14 protein-coding genes and 1 tRNA gene are annotated in these 21,955 nt (G+C 42.2%); 13 read left to right on the top strand and 2 right to left on the bottom strand.

Features of this window, described 5'->3' with window-relative positions:
- The first annotated feature begins 1 nt into the window (after position 1).
- The 10 genes from QZ407_RS14720 (at position 2) to QZ407_RS14765 (ending at position 16,584) form a co-directional block, all read left to right on the top strand.
- Positions 2 to 1,429: a fasciclin domain-containing protein gene (locus QZ407_RS14720; RefSeq protein ID WP_295772405.1), complete on the top strand. Its 1,428-nt coding sequence runs from the start codon at positions 2 to 4 to the stop codon at positions 1,427 to 1,429.
- Between the two features lie 38 nt (positions 1,430 to 1,467).
- The gene (locus QZ407_RS14725; protein WP_295772406.1) at positions 1,468 to 4,647 is read left to right on the top strand and encodes a SusC/RagA family TonB-linked outer membrane protein; all 3,180 of its coding nucleotides are present in this window, start codon (positions 1,468 to 1,470) and stop codon (positions 4,645 to 4,647) included.
- Positions 4,648 to 4,657: 10 nt separating this feature from the next.
- Positions 4,658 to 6,349, top strand: a complete 1,692-nt coding sequence (locus QZ407_RS14730) for a RagB/SusD family nutrient uptake outer membrane protein (protein WP_295772408.1) — start codon at positions 4,658 to 4,660, stop codon at positions 6,347 to 6,349.
- Positions 6,350 to 6,374: 25 nt separating this feature from the next.
- A complete protein-coding gene (locus QZ407_RS14735) occupies positions 6,375 to 7,634 on the top strand; it encodes a hypothetical protein (RefSeq protein ID WP_295772409.1) in 1,260 nt (419 codons plus the stop codon).
- 107 nt (positions 7,635 to 7,741) lie between these two features.
- A complete protein-coding gene (locus QZ407_RS14740; RefSeq protein ID WP_295772410.1) occupies positions 7,742 to 9,049 on the top strand; it encodes a glycosyl hydrolase family 28 protein in 1,308 nt (435 codons plus the stop codon).
- 148 nt (positions 9,050 to 9,197) lie between these two features.
- Complete coding sequence (locus QZ407_RS14745; RefSeq protein WP_295772412.1) at positions 9,198 to 9,755, top strand: RNA polymerase sigma-70 factor; 558 nt, start codon at positions 9,198 to 9,200, stop codon at positions 9,753 to 9,755.
- Between the two features lie 40 nt (positions 9,756 to 9,795).
- Entirely contained in the window at positions 9,796 to 10,857 is a 1,062-nt protein-coding gene (locus QZ407_RS14750) for a FecR family protein (protein WP_295772414.1), read from the top strand.
- 26 nt (positions 10,858 to 10,883) lie between these two features.
- Positions 10,884 to 13,916, top strand: coding sequence for a SusC/RagA family TonB-linked outer membrane protein (locus tag QZ407_RS14755; RefSeq protein ID WP_295772415.1), 3,033 nt, complete (start codon positions 10,884 to 10,886; stop codon positions 13,914 to 13,916).
- A gap of 14 nt (positions 13,917 to 13,930) precedes the next feature.
- Positions 13,931 to 15,523: a RagB/SusD family nutrient uptake outer membrane protein gene (locus QZ407_RS14760; protein ID WP_295772416.1), complete on the top strand. Its 1,593-nt coding sequence runs from the start codon at positions 13,931 to 13,933 to the stop codon at positions 15,521 to 15,523.
- Between the two features lie 86 nt (positions 15,524 to 15,609).
- Positions 15,610 to 16,584, top strand: coding sequence for a tartrate-resistant acid phosphatase type 5 family protein (locus QZ407_RS14765; protein ID WP_295772417.1), 975 nt, complete (start codon positions 15,610 to 15,612; stop codon positions 16,582 to 16,584).
- A gap of 94 nt (positions 16,585 to 16,678) precedes the next feature.
- Here the strand turns inward: QZ407_RS14765 and QZ407_RS14770 are convergent, their stop codons facing one another.
- On the bottom strand, positions 16,679 to 18,304 hold the full coding sequence (locus QZ407_RS14770; protein WP_295772418.1) for a glycoside hydrolase 43 family protein: 1,626 nt from the start codon (positions 18,302 to 18,304) through the stop codon (positions 16,679 to 16,681).
- A 343-nt stretch (positions 18,305 to 18,647) separates the two neighbouring features.
- Between QZ407_RS14770 and QZ407_RS14775 the strand changes: the two genes are divergently transcribed.
- The 3 genes from QZ407_RS14775 (at position 18,648) to QZ407_RS14785 (ending at position 20,895) form a co-directional block, all read left to right on the top strand.
- On the top strand, positions 18,648 to 19,256 hold the full coding sequence (locus QZ407_RS14775; RefSeq protein WP_295772420.1) for a redoxin domain-containing protein: 609 nt from the start codon (positions 18,648 to 18,650) through the stop codon (positions 19,254 to 19,256).
- 9 nt (positions 19,257 to 19,265) lie between these two features.
- A tRNA-Cys gene (locus QZ407_RS14780) sits at positions 19,266 to 19,337 on the top strand.
- Between the two features lie 109 nt (positions 19,338 to 19,446).
- Positions 19,447 to 20,895, top strand: coding sequence for an NAD(P)/FAD-dependent oxidoreductase (locus QZ407_RS14785; protein ID WP_295772422.1), 1,449 nt, complete (start codon positions 19,447 to 19,449; stop codon positions 20,893 to 20,895).
- Here QZ407_RS14785 and QZ407_RS14790 read toward each other — a convergent pair.
- Complete coding sequence (locus tag QZ407_RS14790; RefSeq protein WP_295772424.1) at positions 20,892 to 21,941, bottom strand: glycoside hydrolase family 130 protein; 1,050 nt, start codon at positions 21,939 to 21,941, stop codon at positions 20,892 to 20,894. The two genes, QZ407_RS14785 and QZ407_RS14790, sit on opposite strands and share 4 nt — an antisense overlap.
- Between the last annotated feature and the right edge of the window lie 14 nt (positions 21,942 to 21,955).

A 21,955-nucleotide genomic window follows, 5' to 3' on the forward strand; every position in this document is an offset into this window, starting at 1 on the left:
CATGACGGTAAAATATAACAGAATTCTGCTTTTAGTTTGCGTAGTTGCAGCCTTGCTTGGCTGCAACAAATACGCCGACGAAACCAAAGTGAACAACGCGGCTTTGGGGCAAACACTTGCTCAGCTCATAAAGGAAACTCCGACCTTGAGCCGCTTTAACGAACTGCTGATTAAAACAGGCTTTGATAAGGTGCTTGAAGGCTCAAAAATGTACACAGTTTGGGCACCCGATAATCAAACACTGCAAGCGCTTGACGCTGGTACATTGAATGATGCCGAACGTTTAAAACAGTTTGTAGGTAATCATATAGTAAACCTGAGTTACTATACTAATACTCCAAACCCGGTTTTGCGTATAAAAACTTTAAACGGTAAATACATTAAGTTCAGCACAACACAATTTGAAGATGCAGGCATAACATCGGCTAATAAGTATGTAAGCAACGGCGTATTGCATACCATCAACAAACTTGTTCTTCCCCGGCAAAATGTTTGGGAATACGTTAACAGCACAGCTTACAAACAAAAAAACTACATCAATACACTCGATTATCAGGCAATTGATTCGGCAAAAGCCGTACAAATTGGTTTAGATCCGGTTACAAGCAAGCCAATTTATCAGCCTGGCACCGGCATTATTACCCGTAATTTGCTTTTTGACCGGATTGGTGATTTACGCAACGAGGATCAGGAGTATACCTTTATTTTACTTACTGATGCCGCGGTTGATGCCGAGCGCGCCAAGCTTAAGCCTTATGTACAAGGTGCAAATAATGATGAGACTGAGCGGTTAAGTTCGCTTCATGTAATTAAAGACCTTGTTATAAAAGGTAATTACGCCTTACAAGATTTACCTGCGTCAATAACATCTGCTGATGGTGTTACGGTACCAATTGATAAAACGGCAATTATTGATACGCGCACAACAAGTAATGGTACTGTATACATTATGAGTGCAGCAAACGTAAAGCTCAGTGATAAAATACGCCCTGTTAAGCGCGAAGGCGAACAGCCCGATGGCTTTAGCCGTACTGATAAAAGCGGCAACATTGCATATCGTTTAAGGCTAAACCCACTTAGCGGGCAACAGTTTAACGACATTTATATTTTCAATCACAAAATTCCGCTGTTTAATGTGCGCTATAATCTTAAAGAGCTTTACAAAGTGCCTTATAAGGTTTACTGGGTTGCACCAAACGATGTTCAAACGGTAGCATTTAAACAACGGTTTGCCATTAATGATCCACTATCTACAGCATTTGCCGAAACTGATGTACCGCTTAAAAACTACAACCAGGTATTTGTTGGTGATTACGTTCCGGCGCAATTTGGCGGAGTAACTGCATACGTTGTTGCAGCCAACAATGGCGTAGATGCTACAAACTCTATAAACGTAGACTACTTTGTACTGGTACCGCAACTGCCCTGATTTTTAAACCTCGTGAAGCAATTATATAACCTATAAACATGCGCATTTCTACTCCAATACACGTATTAGCTATTTGCGGAAGTATATGTTTTTGTACGGCAGCTAACGCCCAGCAAAAAGATAGCACCCGGGTAGCGGCTACGTCTGCAAATAAAATTAAGAACGGTTACGAGGTAACAGGTCAGGTTACCGATGCAGCCACTAAAAAGCCTGTTCCGGGCATAAATGTGGTTGTGCAGGATATAGCCGCAGCAATTACCGATGATAAGGGTAACTTCAAAATTATAGTACCATCGAAAACCAGTGTACTTCAATTTTCGGGGCAGGGGTTTCAGTATAAAGACGTTGCTGTAAACGGTCGTAAGGTAATCAATGCATCGCTTTATGAAGACGGCTTTACATCAGCATATGATCTGGTGACGCTTCCTTTCCGCCAAGCGCCTAAATCACAAATTAGTTATGCAGTATCTTCGGTAAATACCGATGGCAGCTGGACACGGAATAAAGAAACTCCGGATAACTTTTTACAGGGGCAGGTAGCCGGATTGAACGTTATACGCCGTTCAGGAACGCCTGGAGTTGGGGCTGAGGTGTTTTTACGCGGTTTTAATTCATTGAATGCTACTAATCAACCTCTTTACGTTATTGACGGGATGATTTATGATGCCAACAGCTACGGGCGATCAATCATCAACGGACACGTGACCAACCCGCTGTCAAACATTGATATCAAAGACATTGATAATATAACTGTTATCAAAGACGGGGCTTCATATTATGGAAGCAGGGGCGCAAACGGAGTAATACTCATTAATACAGCACACGCAAAAGAGCTTACTACCCGTATTGACTTTGCAGCCTATGGCGGAATGAACTTTACACCGAAGCAAATTCCTCTACTAAACACTACCGATTACAGGTTATATCTTACTGATGTGCTGCGAAGCGCGGGTCAAACTGATGCTCAGATACAGGCGCAGCCGTATATGAATGATGATCCTGCAAATCCAACTTACTATCAGTATCACAACAATACCAATTGGCAAAAAAAGGTATTTACCAACAGCCATAGTCAAAATTATTATTTAAAGGTAACGGGTGGTGACAATATTGCAAAGTATGCACTATCAGTTGGTTATTTGAACAATGATGGTTTAACTGATAGCACTAACCTTAAAAGATACAGTACTAGGTTTAATGCCGATTTAAACCTTACACCTAAATTAACAGCTAACACAAACCTGTCTTTTTCATCTTCAGAACAGATACTTAAAGATCAGGGTCTGACTACAGCCAATCCGGCATTGATAGGCCTGATCAAAGCGCCGTTCTTGTCTGTAAATCAAATTTCCGAAACCGGTGTACAGTCTCCAAACCTGGCCGATGTTGATATATTCAACGTCAGCAACCCGGTAGCCCTCATCAGGAATGCACAGCAAACCAATAAATATTATCGTTTTTTCGGTTCCGTAAAGTTCAATTTCCAATTTAACAAGCATCACAGCGTAAGCTCACTTACCGGGCTGGTGTATGATAAAGTGCGCGAGAATACATTTATACCTCGTATGGGAGTAGTACCTGATACGCTGCGTAATGCAATAGCATACAGTCGCTTAGGTGCATCAATACAACGGTATAACTCATTTTACAATGATACCTGGTATTCATACAAACGTACCTTTACAGGTGAGCATGACATACTTTTTAATGCAGGCTTCAGGTATCATGATAGCGAGAGCGAGCAGGACTATGCGCAAGGCTATAATTCACCAACTGATGACTTTGTAAGTATTGGCAACGGCGTTACAAACTTACGCAGGTTAACCGGAGATTATGGTAAATGGAAATGGCTTAACGCCTATGCCGCGCTGAATTACAGCTTTCGCAGTAAATACTTTTTATCAGCAAACTTATCTGCTGATGGCTCATCACGTTTCGGACGCGATATACCCGGCGCATTAAGTATTGCAGGTAATAAATACGCGGTGTTACCATCGGTAGCAGCAAGCTGGTTAATATCATCAGAAAAGTTTTTAGCGTCGGCTAAATTTATAGACCTGTTAAAACTCCGCGCCAGCTATGGGCTTACCGGTAATGATGATATTGGTAATTATAATACCCGTTCATACTACCGCGCTCAAAACCTCTTAGGCTCTCAGGGCCTTGTATTGGCTAACATTGCCAACCCCCAATTACAATGGGAACTTAACAAAAAAGCTAACGTTGGGCTTGACGTGGCTCTTTTTAATGAGCGTTTAAATCTCAGCATTGATGCTTACCATAACGTTACGTCAAAAATGGTCACGCTCGATCCGTTGAATACTGCTGCGGGTATGCAGTACGTGGTTGCCAACAGCGGCGGTATGCGCACAAACGGTATTGATTTAAGCCTTAACAGCCGAATTATAAATAATGCCGTTAAGCTTGATGTTGGACTTAATGTATCAACTTACAGCAATCGCATTACTGCTTTACCCGCCGATAATTTAATAACCAACTATGCTGGCGCCACCATGATAACTCGTATTGGGCAGTCTACAGCTATGTTTTATGGCTATAAAACCAACGGAATTTATACTTCTAACAATGAAGCCGCCCAAGTTGGCTTAAGTATAAGAGGTACAGATGGAAGCCTGGTGCCGTTTAAAGGCGGTGATGTGCGATTTATTGATGTAAACAACGACAAGGTTATAGACGATAATGACCGCCAGAGTATAGGTAATCCCAATCCTGATTTTGTAGGAAGCTTTAATGGTAAGGTGAGCTACAAAAGTATGTCGCTCACAGCGTTGTTTACCTTCAGTAGCGGTAATGATCTATACAATGGTCAGCGTGCAATTTTACAATCACTTTCATCCCCGGCAAATCAGTTTGCTAACGTAGTAAACCGGTGGAGGTTTGACGGGCAGATTACCGACGTACCACGTGCTGCATACGGAGATCCGATGGGTAATGCACGGTTTAGCGACAGGTTTATTGAAAGCGGATCATATGTACGGTTACGCACCATTGCAGTGAATTATAACCTTCCTATTAAGCCAAAGCTGCTTAAATATGCCACCATTTATTTAAATGCCGATAACCTGTTTACCGTTACTAAATACCTCGGCTATGATCCGGAATTCAGCGCCGGAAGAAGTCCTTTGGTACAAGGTATTGATACGGCCCTCGAACCACAATTCCGCTCTGCACAGTTAGGTATTCGTATAGGATTATAAAACTCAAAACATGAAAATCAGATTTACCCCCTATATAAAAGCCGCAGCATTGGTTGTAATGCTTACAGGTTCTTATTCATGCCGTAATATGTATGATGTAGAACCTCAAAACCAGGTTGACGCAAAAAATATGTTCCGTAACATCTATGACGCAGATGCTGCAGTGATAGGTATTTATGGTAAAGTGCTGAGTTTGGCCCGGCAGTACGAAGTGCTTAATGAACTACGTGCTGACCTGATGGACGTGACTCCAAACGCAGGTGCCGAGTTACAGCAAATCAATACCCACAATGTGCTCGACGGCAATAGCTTCGCCGATCCGAAACCGTTTTACTCGGTAATCTTGAGTTGTAACGATGTGATGAAGAACCTGAAGTTGATGTATGATACTAACAAGCTTACTGCAAATGACTACAATCAACGGTGGAGTGATGTGGCAGCATTACGCTCATGGTTATACTTTCAGTTGGGGATTCATTTTGGCGAGGTGCCTTACGTTACTGAGGCATTAACCAATGTAAACGACGTTAAAGACCAAAGCAAATACCCGCGTTTGAAACTGGATGCATTGGTCAGAACGCTTATCACCTTTTTAGAGGCGTTACCATATAAGCTTCCTTATCCCGCTGCCAATACTATGATAACACAGATAGATGGTTATCCTTCAAAGCTGTTTTTTGTAAACAAAAAATGCTTGCTGGGAGACTTATATTTATGGAATAACGAATATCGTAAAGCCGCAACTGTATATAAAGAAGTGCTTGAAACCTCAACTCCTAATGGACCGAGTGATAGCTACAACTATTTCAACACCTATACTTTAAACAGTGGTAGTGATAATGATGCAGTTACCACAAGTGCCTGGCAGGGGTTTTTGTCTCGCTCAATGCAAGATAGGGAGTTTCAGAGTGAGTGGATTTGGGCAATGGTCTTTGACAAGGCTTTTGCACCTGAAAATCCGTTTATTAACCTCTTTGCTAATAACGGTGGGCAGTATCTGGTTAAACCATCGCAAACCGCAATTGACAACTGGAACAGCCAGATACAAAACGATGGAACTCCATTTGACTTACGTGGTCCCAACAATACGTATAAAATTATAAATGGCCAGCCTGTAATAGTTAAGTTTTTGTACAATTACTTAAGTACAACCACAGGTTTACCGGTAAACGCCTTAGAGAATAACGGACGCTGGTTTTTATACCGCACACCAACGTTACACCTAAGGTATGCTGAAGCTGCCAACCGCGACGGGCAAACAAAAATTGCCTGGGCCTTGGTTAATGCCGGCATTAAAGGTGCTTATGATAACACTGCCGAACCGGATGCAACTAAACGCCGCATAACCAACTTGCCAGAACCTTATATGTTTGATGCCCGCAAACTCGATGCACCTACAATAAGAGGTAAATATCACCGTAACCTGGGTATAAGGGCACGTGTTGGTACAATTAATTTAAGCGTTGCCTTTCAAAACGATATGGTAGGCATGGAAGATAAGCTACTGGAAGAGGCAGCACTTGAACTGGCTTATGAAGGTAACCGTTGGCAAGACCTCATGCGTGTTGCACTACGACGTAATGACCCTGCATTACTGGCAGATAAGGTTTACAACAAGTTGCTTAAGGACGGCAACCCTGCGGCGGCATCTGTAAGGTCGCGCTTAATGAATACCGCTAACTGGTTTTTACCTTTCAAATAATAAGTAATTATATAACTCTGTCTGTATGTCAATATTACCATTGGTGTCATCAAAATATAAGTTGCTCTTTTCGGCAATAACTATTGCTTCGTTTGGCGGATTTTTGCAGGCAAGTGCTCAAAAACTGGCTTTTCCTGAGGCAGAAGGGTTTGGGCGTTTTGCCACAGGCGGCAGGGGAGGCGAGGTATATCACGTTACAAATTTGAATGATTCTGGCGAAGGCTCGTTTCGTGATGCCGTTAGTCAATCAAATCGTACTATCGTATTTGACGTAACGGGTGTGATAAAGATAACTGATAAAATCAAAGCATCACCTAAAATTACCGTTGCGGGCCAAACTGCCCCCGGGCAGGGCATTGTGGTGTATGGTAACGGTGTTTCATTTGCCGATAGCAGCATTATAAGATACATACGCTTTAGAGGGAGCATAAACATGCCGCGGGGTGCCTGCACAGTGGTTGCTGATAATTGTAAGGATGTAATATTTGATCATGTGAGTATTGCCTGGGGTCGCTGGGATAATTTGCATATTAAAAACAGCCACAACATAACGCTTCAATATTGTTTAATAGGCGAATCTATTGATCCGCAAAGGTTTGGTGCATTGTTTGAAAATCCAACCAATATCACTGTTCATCATAGTTTGTGGATTGATAATTCTAGCCGTAACCCAAAAGCAAAAGCAGGTATTGAGTACATCAACAACGTTATATACAATTGGGGATCAAACGGTTTTGTAGGCGGGCATTCAGGTGCCGTACACACCCAGGATATCATCAATAATTATTTCATAGCGGGTCCTAGTTCAAGCAAGTCATATATGGGTTTGTTTTCTGCTACAGACAGAGTTTACCAGCGTGGTAACTACCTCGATGCCAACAAAGATGGTAAACTGAACGGACGGCTACTTGTTGATTCGGATTTTGTAAAAAAGGGTCCCACTTTATTAAAAACATCAAACTACAAACCTGCCGTAAATATTGATAATGCTGCTGCAGCTTACAAAAAAGTGTTGAACGAAGTAGGTGCATCGCTACGGCGTGATGCAGTTGATGAGCGGCTTATTGGCTACCTCAAAAGTTTAGGTACTAAAGGGCAAATCTTTAGGAATGAAGCGGATGCCGGAGGTCAGCCCAACTTGCCCGCGGGTGAAAAATTCGCAGATAGTAACAATGACGGAATACCCGATAAGTGGGACAAAAAGTTTAACACAAGCGCATCAAATGATGAAAATGGGTATACCCGTTTAGAGAAATACCTTAATGATATTGTAAAGTTGAAATAAGACCTTGTAAACTACGTTTGCATTTTTAGTTGGTTTGCCGGGCGTTGGGAAACGTCCGGCTTTTTTAAATGTGAACCGATTTTAAGGCACTATAAAAAATTAAAGCTTTGAATTTAAAAAGTAACCTCATAGGCATTTTAATGCTAACACTGCCTTTTGTACCTGTTAGTATCGTAAGGCATACCATTTTAGTAAAAGGCAAACCATCACTCACAGAAAATAAGATTTATAACATAAAAAACTGCGGTGCAAAGGATGATGGCCATACCGTAAACACGGTTGTTATACAAAAAGTAATTGACAGCTGTAGCGCAAATGGCGGCGGCACTGTCCTTATTCCGCAAGGGACTTTTGTGAGTGGTGCTTTGTTTATAAAACCGGGTGTGAATTTGGATATACAAAAGGGCGGCATACTTAAGGGATCTGTTAATATAGATGATTATCCGCGCCAAATGACCCGTATTGAAGGTCACTCGCAAATGTGGCGACCTGCTCTTATAAATGCTAAAGGTGTTCATCAGCTACGGATAAGTGGTGGTGGTGAGATAAATGGAAGCGGTCGTCCGTTTTGGAAGTTGTTTTATGATACACGTACTAAAGTTGCCGGAACTGCAAACTTAGATGTAGATAGACCGCGGCTTATGTTCATTGAGGACTCGCATGACATTAAAATTTCTGGCATAAACTTCAAAGACTCCGGCTTTTGGAATCTTCATTTATACAGGGATAAAAATGTGATTGTACAAAATTGTCGGTTTGAAGCAGCACACCGTTCAAAGCCTGATGACCATGCTCCAAGCTCTGACGGTATTGATGTTGATAGTTCGCAGGATATATTTATAAGCAAATGCTACTTTGCCGTTGGAGACGATGATATTGCGCTTAAAGGTTCAAAAGGGCCCTTTGCTATGAATGATAAGGATAGTCCGCCGGTTGAGCGTATCCGTATAGCCGATTGTGTATTTGAAGCTGGAGGCGGCGTGGTTACCTGTGGCAGTGAGGCCACTATTGTGCGCAACGTTATTATTGAGCGTTGCATTGCCAGGGGAGTAAATGTTTTAAGGCTTAAACTACGGCCCGACACGCCGCAACAGTATGAAAATATAAGTTTAAGTGATATAACCATGTCGGGCAAATCGCAGCTTTTAAAGGTATCACCGTGGACACAGTATTTTGATTTAAAAGGTCAGCAGCCACCTTCATCACTTATAAAAAACATTAGTATTAAAAATGTAAAAGGTGATTGCGCAACTTTGGGTGAGGTAAAAGGTACCGCCAAAACCACCATTCATCCTATACAGCTTACCAATGTAACGCTGGCTGTGGCAACTGTAAATTTATCAGACACCACCTGCAAAAATATTGCTTTAAAAAATGTGGTTATTAATGGCAAAGCTTTTACGGCTGCCAGATAGTGGATATTAACTTTTTTATTAAAGAAAAGCTTTCCTCAAAAGGAAGGCTTTTCTTGTTTTACACAAGGGGCAAAGTTTTTCATTGTTTAACAAATCCCTAACATTAGCATGTTTTTGAAGTAACAACAGAGCTAAATCTTTGCAGGGTATGGAATATATTACCCTTATACGCAATGGTTGTCTTACAACTTTCAAAATTGTTTACTACCAGTATCATCCAAAGTTATACGCTTTCCTGTTGGGTAAAACATCTTCATCTTATATTGCCGAAGAGGTTGTGCAGCTAACATTTATTAAGCTGTGGAACAACCGCGAAAGCTTGTCATTAGAAATTAATTTTGATATCCAACTGTTTCGCATTGCACGTACTACGCTCATTGATGAACTACGGAAGGATAGCATCAGAAATAACCATATCAGCCGTATTGAGTTTAACATAAACGCTGGGTATAATGAACAATTTGATAACCGCGAAACGCTAAGAAACGTCACTAAAGCCATTGAAAAACTGCCTCACGTACGTAAAACCGTTTTTAAATTGAGTCGATTTAACCACCTCACTAACGCCGAAATTGCTGCAATGCTTTCCATCTCAACGAAGACTGTCGAAAATCATATCAATCTTGCTTTAAAAGAACTACGCAATTCGACAATAATTACAGTTTCCTTCCTTTCTGTAGCTCATGCAATATTAAATAATTATTAAGTGTTGGGGGTTAGCATTGTGATGGCCGTATTGTATGTATATGCAGCCCACGCCAGCTCAAATTATTAAATATTTTAAACGCGAGTGCACACCCTACGAAGCTGAACTTGTTCATCGGTACTTATCAGCGCACCCGGAAGTACTTGAAGAATACGTCGGTGAAAAGGAGTGGAGAGATTTAGCACATTACAGTAGTCCCAAAAGCTCGCGCACCGAAAAAATGCTGGGCAATATCCTGCTGGGCATTGAACGTCATTCTGAGCAAAAAGTAAGGCTCATAAATCCGGCTATTGTTAATGCTTTAGCAGCTTGCTTATGCATAGCGGTAACTATTTTATTATGGGTACACTTTAACCCGGTAAGTAAGGCCAAACCAGTGCCGTTTGCGGCAAAAGTAACCAAACAATTAAATTGGAGAACTACCATAAACAAGGCCAATCATGAGTTAAGCGTTTTGCTGGATGATGGCTCGCACATAGTAATGGAGCCAAAGGCTGCGATAAAATACACTGTGCCTTTCAAGCGTAATGCCAGGGAAATATATTTAAAAGGTGTTGCCCGTTTTTACGTAGCTAAAGATAAGAGCAGGCCGTTTACGGTTTATGCCGGGCCGTTGGCAACCACCGCTTTGGGTACTGTGTTTAAAATAACAGCCAAGCCAAACAGCATACACACCAAAGTAAGGCTTTTAAGCGGTAAGGTAAAAGTTGTGCAATACCAAAACCCCGAGCCTCAGAGTCAGGCAGTGTATTTATTGCCTGGTAAAGAGCTTGTGTTTAACAATAAACACCAATCTCTAATAGTTTCAGCGTTCAATACAAACCCTGTTAAAGCAAATTTTGCAGTACAGGCCGGCAAAACTATTATAAAAGGGGATACGCTCAACTTTACAAATCAGCAGCTCCCGCTTGTTATTAATAAAATTGAAGAGACCTACAACGTTCAAATTCAATCGCGCGTAAGCTTAAAAAAATACTATTTCACAGGTGAGTTTAATACCCGTACTGAAAGCCTTAACAATGTTTTAGGCACCATTACGGCACTTAATAAACTGCACTTCAACCTGCAGCCCGATAGTACTTACATCATCACTAAAAAATAAACTACTGCAAATCAACCCAAAAAGCTATGAACAAAACTTACAAGCAATGTTTTAAATGCCTGCAGGCAATTTTCCTCATATGCGGCTTTTTGCTGCTTGGAAAATCCTTGCATGCGCAAACTGGTCCATCGGCCTCAGGTATGGTTAAGGATACCCTCGGAGTGCCAATAGTTGGAGCAACCGTTAAAGCTGAAAACAAGCTTACCGGCAAAGCAACCAACGCAACTACAGATGTTAATGGTGTTTTTAATATCAGCAATCTTCAAACAGGTGGCAATTATAGCTTTACCTTTACTTTTATTGGTTTTGAAACTAAAACACTTACAGGTTACCAGGCACTGGCCGGTAATAAAATATCGCTTTCGGTAACGCTAAAAGAAAGTGCAACCTCTTTAACCCAGGTGGTAGTAACCGGCTACGGAACCAGCCGCAAAGCCGACTTAACCGGTGCAATAACATCGGTGCAGGCAGAGGATTTTAACCGTGGTGTGATAAGTTCTCCGGCACAATTACTTCAAGGTAAGGTTCCGGGCTTTAACATTACCCGTAGCGGTAACCCTAACGACAGGGGATCAATACTTCTGAGGGGGCCATCAACTTTACGTGCCGGGGCACAGGAACCTTTTTATGTAATTGACGGCGTTCCGGGTGCATCAATTGACTTATTGGCACCTGATGATATTATGAGCATTGATGTGCTTAAAGATGCATCATCAACCGCAATCTATGGTGCGCGGGCTGCCAATGGTGTTATTATGGTTACTACCCGCAAGGCAAAACCCGGGCAATCAAGCCTGAGTTATAGTGGTTACGGCGCAGTTGAAAACGTATCCAACCAGATTGCCGTACTTGGTGGCGATGAGTTGCGCAGCTACCTGCAGGCCAATAACCGTACTTTAAACCTGGTTGATAATAATGCCGGTGCTAATACCGACTGGCAAAAGGAACTTACTCAAACAAGCATCTCCAATAACCACAACGTTTCCCTTAATGGTAACTCAGGGCAAACGGCTTACAACGTAAGTTTAAATTACCTGAATAATAAAGGTATCATAAAAACATCCGGACTTGAGCGTTTCATCTTACGTGCCAATATTGATCAAAAGTTTTTTGATAACAGGTTGCGGTTAAATGTATCGGGCGTAAACAGTGTTACCAGCAGCCGTAACATTGCCCGTGAGGTATATCAAAATATGCTTACTTATTTACCTACGGTAAATGTAAGGCAGCCTGACGGCTCTTATACAGAAAACTTTACCCGTACACGCGGATACCTGAATCCGGTATCATTGATCGATAATAATATCTACAACAGCAGGGTAAAAACCTTTTTAGGAAACGCAATTGCCGAAGCACGTTTGTTCACAGGCTTGAAGTATACGCTAAGCATTTCGTACCAAGACGAGCAAAACTATAATGATTCATATAACAACCGTTTCTCGGGTTTAGCTCAAGGACTTAATGGTTATGCCCGCAGACAATCATGGACCAATAACAAAAAGATTATTGAAAGTTACTTTAACTATGATAAGCGGTTTGGCGATCATGACTTAAAGTTACTTGCCGGCTACTCATGGCAAGAGGATGAACGCAATAATGGTTTTGGCACTTCAAATCAAAATTTTGTAAATGACAATCTTACCTACAACAATCTTACTTTAGGCAACGCACCTGTAGGAGCAGTAATTAATTACAGCGTTGATGATCCTATACTGGGTGGCACCAATCCACCTATTGCTATATTAAGGATTATATCTTTTTACGGCAGGGCGCAGTATAATTACAAAGATAAGTATCTGTTCCAAACATCGTTGCGTCGTGATGGATCTTCAGCGTTTGGGGCCAATAGCAGATGGGGATATTTTCCATCAGTATCGGCAGCATGGAACATTAGCAATGAGGACTTTATGAAAGGTGTGAGCTTTGTAAATAATCTTAAGCTAAGGGCGGGCTGGGGTAGCTCTGGTAATAGCGATGGCATCAGGCCGTTTACTACTCTGCTGCTTTATGGTGTAACCACCGGTTCGAGGTTTTATTACAACGGAAACTACATCAATCCAATCGGCCCGCGTCAAAATCAAAACCCGGATTTAAAATGGGAAACTACTGATGTAGCAAATATTGGTGTTGATTTCAGCTTATTCAATAACATCCTGTCAGGTTCGGTTGATGTGTATGATAAACGCACTAAAGATTTAATCAACGATTACCAGGTATCAACAACTCAATATTACCTGCCGTTTTTAACAGCTAACGGTGGTAACATCAGAAATAAAGGTATTGAGGCCATAGTTAGCGTAAGGCCCTTAGTGGGCAAATCTCTGAAATGGACAAGCACGGTAAACGTAGCTTATAATAAAAACACGGTAGAGTCACTATCAAGCGATTTGTTTCAGTTAGATTATCAGCGTACAGCCTACCTTGGCGGTAAGGGGCAATCAGCTAATCCTTCACAAATATTGCAAACAGGCTTACCGTTAGGTTCTTTCTTGTTAGCTCGTTATGCCGGGAAGGATGCTCAAGGGGTAAGTCAGTTTTACAAGGCCGACGGCTCGATATCAACCACTCCACCCGTAGTGGCCGATTTTGCTTATGTTGGCAATGCACAGCCAAAACTTATTTACGGTTGGGGCAACACCTTTACCTATAAAAATGTTGATTTAGGCTTTTTTGTGCGAGGTGTATTGGGCAACAAGGTGTTAAATGCAACCCTGGCTAATTTAAATAGTCCGTCTGATGCAACTAATGTAAACATTCCAAGGTTTACGTTAAACGAGTCTCCTAACGATAATAACGCTTACATACTTTCAGACCGTTATCTGGAAAGCGGTTCTTACCTGCGTTTAGATAATGCTACGTTAGGCTATAACATTCCGCTAAAGGTAAAATCAATAAACCGTTTGCGCATTTATGCCACCGGAAATAATTTGTTTTTAATAACCAAATACCGCGGTATTGACCCCGAAATGAATATGGGTGGTGTTACGCCTGGTATTGATAACAACAATTTCTATCCTAAAACACGCACATTCCTTTTAGGCTTAAACGTTACTTTTTAATCATTAATTCAACAATGAAAAAGATATTATTTTTTGCGGCGTTAGCTTGTGCTGCTGCAAGCTGCACCAAACTTGATGTTCCGGTAAAGTCTGAACTTACGCCTGATAATTTTCCAAATAACCCTGAAGGATACATTGCAGCTACGGGCCCTGTATATACCCAACTGCGCTCGATTTACGCGGTAGATTATTGGAGAATGCAGGAGCTATCAACCGATGAGGCTATCATACCCGCCCGTGATGGTAATTATGACGATGGCGGACAATATCGGTTTTTACACATGCACACCTGGGGGCCCGATCATCCAAACGTACGCTCAAACTGGGAATGGGGTTTTGGAGGAATAAATGCTTGTAACAGGCTTATCAGTTTGTTTGAAACCAATGGTGCTGTTGCAACGGCAAAGGCAAGTATTGCCGAACTGCGCACCATGCGTGCACTGTTTTACTTCTTTATGATGGATTTGTATGGTAACGTGCCCATCATATCAACATTCCCTGTAAGTGGTTCGCCTAAAACAGCACCACGTACCGAGGTATTTCAGTTTATTGAGAAAGATTTAAAGGAAGCTATTCCAAATTTAAGCAGCACTGCAGGTACACTTACTTATGGTAGGCCAACTAAATGGATGGCATTTACACTGCTCGAAAAACTGTACCTGAACGCACAGTATTATACCGGCCAAGCCCGTTACACCGAAACTGTAGCCATGGCTGACAGCGTTTTGGACCGTGCAAAAAATATATACTCGCTAGATGCTGACTACACGACTTTGTTTGCGCCGGAGAACGGGCCTCAGATAAAAGAAACCATTTTTGCTGTGCCTTACGATCCAAACGTTGCCGAAGGTAATCACTTTACGCGTTTTGGCTTACACACGGCTGTTCAAGCCAAATACAGCATACCATTCAGGCCAAGTATTGCTTTGAGTACTATTAAAGAATTCTGGCAAAAATTTAATTTAACGGGTGATGTCCGTAACAACACCTGGCTGGCCGGTAAACAGTATGAAAACAATGGAGCACCAATCATTATCAAATCAACCAAGAAAGGCGTTGATGCGTCATATGCAGGCGCTGATGGTACTGCATCTGTAGATTATCATTTGGATTTCACGCCTGAACTTACACTGGTTAGGCCTGCCACTATGGATGTTGGCAATGATGAATTAGGTAAGGCCAAAGGTGTACGCTCAATTAAATTCTACCCTGATAAAAATGCCAATCCAAACACTCGTTATCAGGGGAATGATATGCCAATACTACGTTTGGCTGATGTTATGATGATGAAAGCTGAAGCTATTTTACGCGGCGCAGCACCAACCTCTGTTGGCGGCGAATTGCAAACAGCCGATGTATTGGTAAATAAGATACGCACGCGTGCAAAGGCACCTGTAGTAAGTGGAGTTACGCTAGATCAGTTGCTTGACGAGCGTGCACGTGAGTTTGCCTGGGAGGGCTGGCGTAGAAATGATTTGATACGCTTTGGCAAGTTTGAAAGTGCCTGGGGTTTTAAAAGTAACGCCGATGTAAACAAACGTATTTACCCGGTTCCAACCAGCGAAAGGTCATTGAACCCTAACTTGATACAAAACCCGGGATATTAATTGCTGCTGTTTTGATATATTGCGCTGCAAAGTGATTTTAACGCAGCGCAATATATTGTTGATCGCACCCTAATTAACCAACTAAAATGAAACGAAGAGATTTTGTTAGAAATACCGCTCTAACGGCGCTTGGTACGTCAGTTGCCGCTCCGTTGAGTGCCCTGGCCGAAAATGCGGTTACGCACTTTGAAAGCGAAGACCTTGCACCTGCTGGCCCCGAGCCAAATGGATTTACCCTTAACTTTTTAGCACTTGGCGATTGGGGACGAAACGGTGAATGCCTTCAATTGGAAACAGCAAGACAAATGGGCGATTGGGCAAAAAACAATCCTATAAACTTTATCTTATCTGTAGGAGATAATTTTTATCCGAAAGGTGTAGTAAGTGAGCAGGATCCGTTGTGGCATTACTCATTTGAAAATGTATATACCGCACACTCTTTACAGGCCGATTGGTTTGCTATTTTAGGTAATCATGATTACTATTCGGATCCTGATGCTCAGATACGTTATAGCAAAGTAAGCCGCAGATGGAACATGCCAGCCCGTTATTATACCAAAGAGGTGGCCTTGGGCAAAGACAAAGGCAAAGTGCTTTTTGTGATGATTGACAGCCAGGCTATTGTTCAAAACCACGAAGATCAGCATCCTGAAAAGCAGCTTGCCTGGATAGATGAGACCTTAAAGAAGGCTTCAGCCGATGTGAAGTGGAAAATAGTTGTGGGCCATCACCCAACGCATACAGCCGGGCCAAGGGTTAGTAATTATGATACACTTGCCATCAGGAAAGCTTTAAAGCCGTTACTGGAAAAGCATAAGGTAGATGTTTACTTATCTGGCCATGAGCATTCAGTACAGCATTTAAAGCCCGAAGGATTCACTCACCAGTTCATATCAGGTGCCGGTTCAGAGTTAACATATATTACACCTGGTATAGAGTACAGTAAATTTGGTGCCTCTGAGAATGGGTTTATGTATTTCTCGGTTGACGATAAGCGTTTGAACGTGAAAGTGGTGAGCGTAAGCGGAAAAGTTTTGTACAACACTCAGTTAAGCAAATAAATTACGTTTAACTAACATAGTGTTGCTGGCATTTAATTGCCAGGTGTTATCGTAGTAATGAAGGGGCTCATTTTGGTGAGCCCTTTTTATGTTATCAGTTCCTATCAAAAGCCGTTACGCGGAACCAATCAAAATCGGCATAACCAGAGTCATTGATTTGTGTAGAACGGGTACAAAACAATCCTAGCTTGGCACCTTTCCATTTGCCAGGCGTAGCTTTAAATTCATCACCAACCAATTTAAATATTAAACCATCGGTACTATAACTAAATCTGCAAATGGCATCCTTTGCAACAGTTACACGCAAATAAACGCTTGATGACTCTAACTTGGTTACAAGCTTCATATTTTCCAACTCACCTTTGTCAGCATTTTTGCATACGCCGTAATACAGGTAATCGCCATCTTTTTTATGTATTATGCCAATGTTCGCATAGCTTAAACCCATTACGGCTAGTCCTGCTTTTTCACCGTCTATTTTGATGTTAGGCTTAAATTCCAATTTGGTGGTTGCTGTGAACTCATCAGCCGGGAATTTTTGAGATAGCACGTTAGGGATATCCCACAAGTTTTTAGCGCCCTCCGGCACTTGCGCACTGTATAACCTAAGCACCCCTTTAGCCGGATGCAAATAATTCCAATGCGCTTTGTTGTTAGCCATCCATTGCCATTGTAACCCTAAAACATTACTCTTAAACTCATCACTTTCAACCGGATTTTCAATGACTGATGCAATGTTGCTTTTAGGTTTTCTATGTTGGTAAACCGGTTCACCTTTGCCATCGCCATCTACGTCAGAGCCTATCACCGGCCAATTATTTTTCCACGTCATGGGTTGCAGGTGTACTACCCGGCCGTAAGCATCTTTGTCCTGAAAGTGAATAAACCAGTCTTCTCCCAAAGAGGTGTTTACCCATGCGCCCTGGTGCGGACCATTCACGGAACTTTTACCCTGATCCATTACTACTTTACGTTCATAAGGACCGTATACCTTTTTGGAACGCAACACCACCTGCCAGCCGGTTGAAACACCCCCGGCCGGGGCAAATATATAATAATAGCCATTTCGTTTATAAAATTTAGGTCCTTCAATTGTTGGGTCAATTTCGTGGCCATCATATACAATCACTCCTTCGTCAAGTACCTTGTCACCGTTTTTATTAAGTTGGTTTAATGCAATTATACTTTTTATACCCGCGCGGCTCCCCGCAAAGCCATGCACAAGATACATTGAGCCGTCATCATCCAAAAGAGGGCAGGGGTCAATAAGTCCTTTGCCTTCCATAACAAGCACCGGCTTGCTCCAAGGTCCTGCGGCATTAGTTGCTTTGATTAGGTAAATTCCAAAATCAGGGTCGGGGTAGTAAAGGTAAAACTCTTTATTATAGTACCTGATAGATGGAGCCCAAACGCCGTCCCCGTGACGGGGAAGATCGAAATGCCCGACAGGATACTGTTTTAACAGGGCATGACCTATTAGCCTCCAGTTTACAAGATCAGTTGAATGGAGTATGGGCAACCCCGGTATGTCTTCAAAGCTCGAGCTAACCATGTAAAAATCATTTCCAACCCGTACCACATCAGGGTCAGAGTAATCAGCGTTTATAATGGGGTTTTTATAGTAACCGTTGTTTAAGTCGGGAGCCCAAACTTTGGATCGGTAAGGTATTTCCTTAACTAAGGACGCTAAATTTTGCTGAGCGTTTGTGTTTGCGGGCACAAAATCAATTAAAATCAAAAAAATGACGAACGCTTTATTTAAGAGGTGATAGCTTAACATGGTTTGAAAAGCCGCTATGGCTTATATAATTTAGGTTGCTGTAAGGTAATCACATTAATAGTAATCAAAGGAAAAATAAAATTTTAAATTAAATCTACTATATACATAGACTTTGTATATATTTGTTTTGTCAAAGCAATTTGAACGCATTTTTATCATGACGCAAAACAGCACTTCATACCTTTTTAGCAAGATTACCAGCAATCGCTGTTGTTGTATGTGCTTTTAATTTTCGTTGCCTCAGCGTTTATAAATTTTATTTAACCCAAATTTTCTTTTTCGTATGGATTACCCTCAATTTGATGTACTTGAGATTACTCCGGAGTTGGAGTATAACACTAATAAATATCATAAACTTGAACCCGTGAAAACGGGCGAAACTGTTAAGCATGGTTTGCCGGTGCCTGTAATTGGCGCACTAAACAATTTTTGTAAGGCTAAGGCGCTGCCAAAATTAAGTAAGATATTAGTAGTGTATTTTTATTCTAAACATTGGGGAGATGTTGGGTTGGACCATTTAAAACAACTCAATGCTATAAGAAACGAAACCAAATTTTATGATGGGAAAATTGTAGTGGTTGATGCTGATGGAGACGAAGATGGGTTACAGCAGTTACTTTGGCTGCACAATATATCGTTACCTATACATTCAGATACGAATGGTGCCATTGCCGGTTTATTTGGCGTGTTTTCTGAGCATAGCCCAACCTGGAATTTTTATGGTGGCATTGATGTTAATATTCCACTTCCGGCCACTTATGTAGTTGATCATGATTTTAAAGTAGCTTTTAGCTATCCAAATGAAAACATCAGCAACACAATTCCGGTAAATGAAGTGGTTGATGCGGTGTATCGTTCCAATAATTATCTGGCGGGCAGACGTTCGGCGTAACAATCAAATGGCGGAGTGGCCGAGTGGTTAGGTAGGGGTCTGCAAAACCTTGTACGGCGGTTCGAATCCGTCCTCACGCCTCAAATTTTTTCCATTTGCATAATAGTGACTTTAATTTTACAGGCTAAACATATTTGCAAGGTTTTAGTTAGCTTAGCTTAAGAACAAGCCGTTCTTGCTAAAGGAGCTAATGAAGCTAAATAAATGTGATTATGATGCAATAATTGTTGGCGCAGGCCCTAATGGTCTTGCGGCTGCAATTTTAATGCAACAACAAGGACTTAAGGTACTTATTGTAGAAGCAAAAAGTACTGTTGGCGGCGGGCTACGCACTGCAGAATTAACACTGCCGGGTTTTAAGCACGATATATGTTCGGCAATACATCCGCTGGCATTTAAATCGCCATTCCTTAAAACTCTTCCCCTTCATAACTTTGGGTTAAAATATGTAATGCCGCATATAGATGCTGCGCATCCCTTTGATGATGGAACTTGCGCTGTGCTTAAACGTTCGGTTGCAGAAACCGCCGCTTTGCTTGGTGATGATGAGCAGGCTTACAAAGCTTTGATCTCGTCATTGGTAAAGAGTTGGCCGTTAATAGCATCTGACGTACTGGGCCCGTTAAAGCTGCCAAATCATCCATTCAAAATGGCTGAATTCGGGTTAGTTGGTTTGCAATCAGCAACAATGCTTATCAATAAATTCAAGACCACGCACGGGCAGGGGCTTATTGCCGGTATGGCTGCTCACGCAATTCAACCTTTACAAAACCCCGCTACAGCTGCGGTAGCATTGGTATTGTTACTTACGGGCCATACCGGTGGCTGGGCAATACCGCAAGGCGGTTCACAGTCAATAGCTGATGCGCTGGCCGCTTACTTTTGCAGCCTTGGCGGCGAAATACAAATCAATTTTTACGTTAGCAGTTTAAAGCAGCTTCCGTCTGCAAATGCTGTGTTATTTGATGTAACGCCTCAGCAAATGCTTCAAATTGCCGGGTACCGTTTTTCGAGCCTATATAAATGGCAGTTGGAGAAATACCGTTATGGTGATGGTGTGTTTAAAATAGATTGGGCATTGGATGCTCCTATACCTTTTACAGCATCAAATTGCCTAAGTGCCGGCACAATACATTTAGGCGGTACTGCGGCCGAAATAATAGCGGCCGAACAAGCTTCGGCCAAAGGCCAGCATACTGATAGACCTTACGTTTTGCTGGCTCAGCAAAGCATATTTGATGAAAGCCGCGCTCCGCAAGGTAAACATACTGGTTGGGCATATTGCCACGTTCCAAATGGCTCTACCAAAAACATGACTGACATTATTGAAAGCCAGGTTGAACGTTTTGCTCCGGGGTTTAAAGAAAGAATAATTGGCAGGCACACCATGAATGCAGTACAGATGCAGGATTATAATGCAAATTATATTGGTGGCGATATTAACGGCGGAAGGCTTGACCTAACCCAATTATTCACCCGCCCAGCGCTGCGTTTTTCGCCATACCGCACATCGGCAAAAGGTTTATATATCTGTTCCTCATCAACCCCCCCCGGTGGCGGTGTGCATGGAATGTGCGGTTACTACGCCGCAAAACGAGCACTCAGAGACGTATTTAATTTACGTATTCAGCGCGTTTAGTAATTTAAAGACCGTAGTATCTCGCTTATGGAAAAGTGAGCGCCGCATACAAACTCATCAGCCGCACCGTAATATACAGTCAGTTGGTCACCATCAACTATATGGCCGTTAGTAAACACTACATGTCCAAAAAAGCCGCTGGTTTCATATTCTTCCAAAGGTTCCATTATCGGCTCCTCGCTGCGGGCCAGGACTTTCGATGGATCTTCTAAATCCAACAAAACTGCTCCAAGGCAATATCTATGTTCCTTGGTAGCGCCATGGTAAATTTCCAACCAGCCCTTTTCTGTTTTTATAGGTGCAGCACCACCTCCAACACGGCCGCTATCCCAATAGCCAGCACGGGTTTTCAAAATACATTTATGGTTGCCCCAATGTATACCATCAGGAGATTCGGCAATCCATATAAAATTACCACCCAGGTCAACGCTGCTTGGTCTGTGTAGTGCGTAATACTTGCCATTAATTTTCTCTTCAAATATGGCGCAATCCTTATTGTGCGGAGGCAGAATCAAGCCATGCGAGGTAAAGTTTTTCCAGTCGGTTGTTTTGCGCAACGCAACGGCTACACCGTTTGATGATACTGCAGTAAAAGTCAGGTGATATTCGCCTTCAACCAAGCTCACCCGGCAATCTTCAATACCAAACGTTTGCAGGTATCCCTGCCCAAACAGCTTAGGGTAGCCCTCCGGCTCATAAAAGTTTATGCCGTCATCGCTGCACAAAAGGCGCAGGTGCGATAGCGTTGTAAGATAATCAATACCCTTGTATCGAATAACGCGTGCGTCAGTAGCAATAAGGTCTGCATCGTTCAGTTCAATTTCCATTATTTCTATGCCCCCATCATCGGTAAGTACCGGGAATGATACATGAACCTCACTTTGTTGCGGCCGTTCGGCTACACGTACCAACAGCCAAATTTTACCATCAAACCTAAACACCCCCGGATTAAGCAGACACGCAACCTGCAAGCCCTGGCCACTTGGGAGTAGACTTTTAGGAGCTAACAATGGATTTTGAGGGAAACGTTTAGCTATATCTGGCATTGCTGTAAAGTATT

The organism is uncultured Mucilaginibacter sp. (genome assembly GCF_913773635.1).
Taxonomy (GTDB): Bacteria; Bacteroidota; Bacteroidia; order Sphingobacteriales; family Sphingobacteriaceae; genus Mucilaginibacter.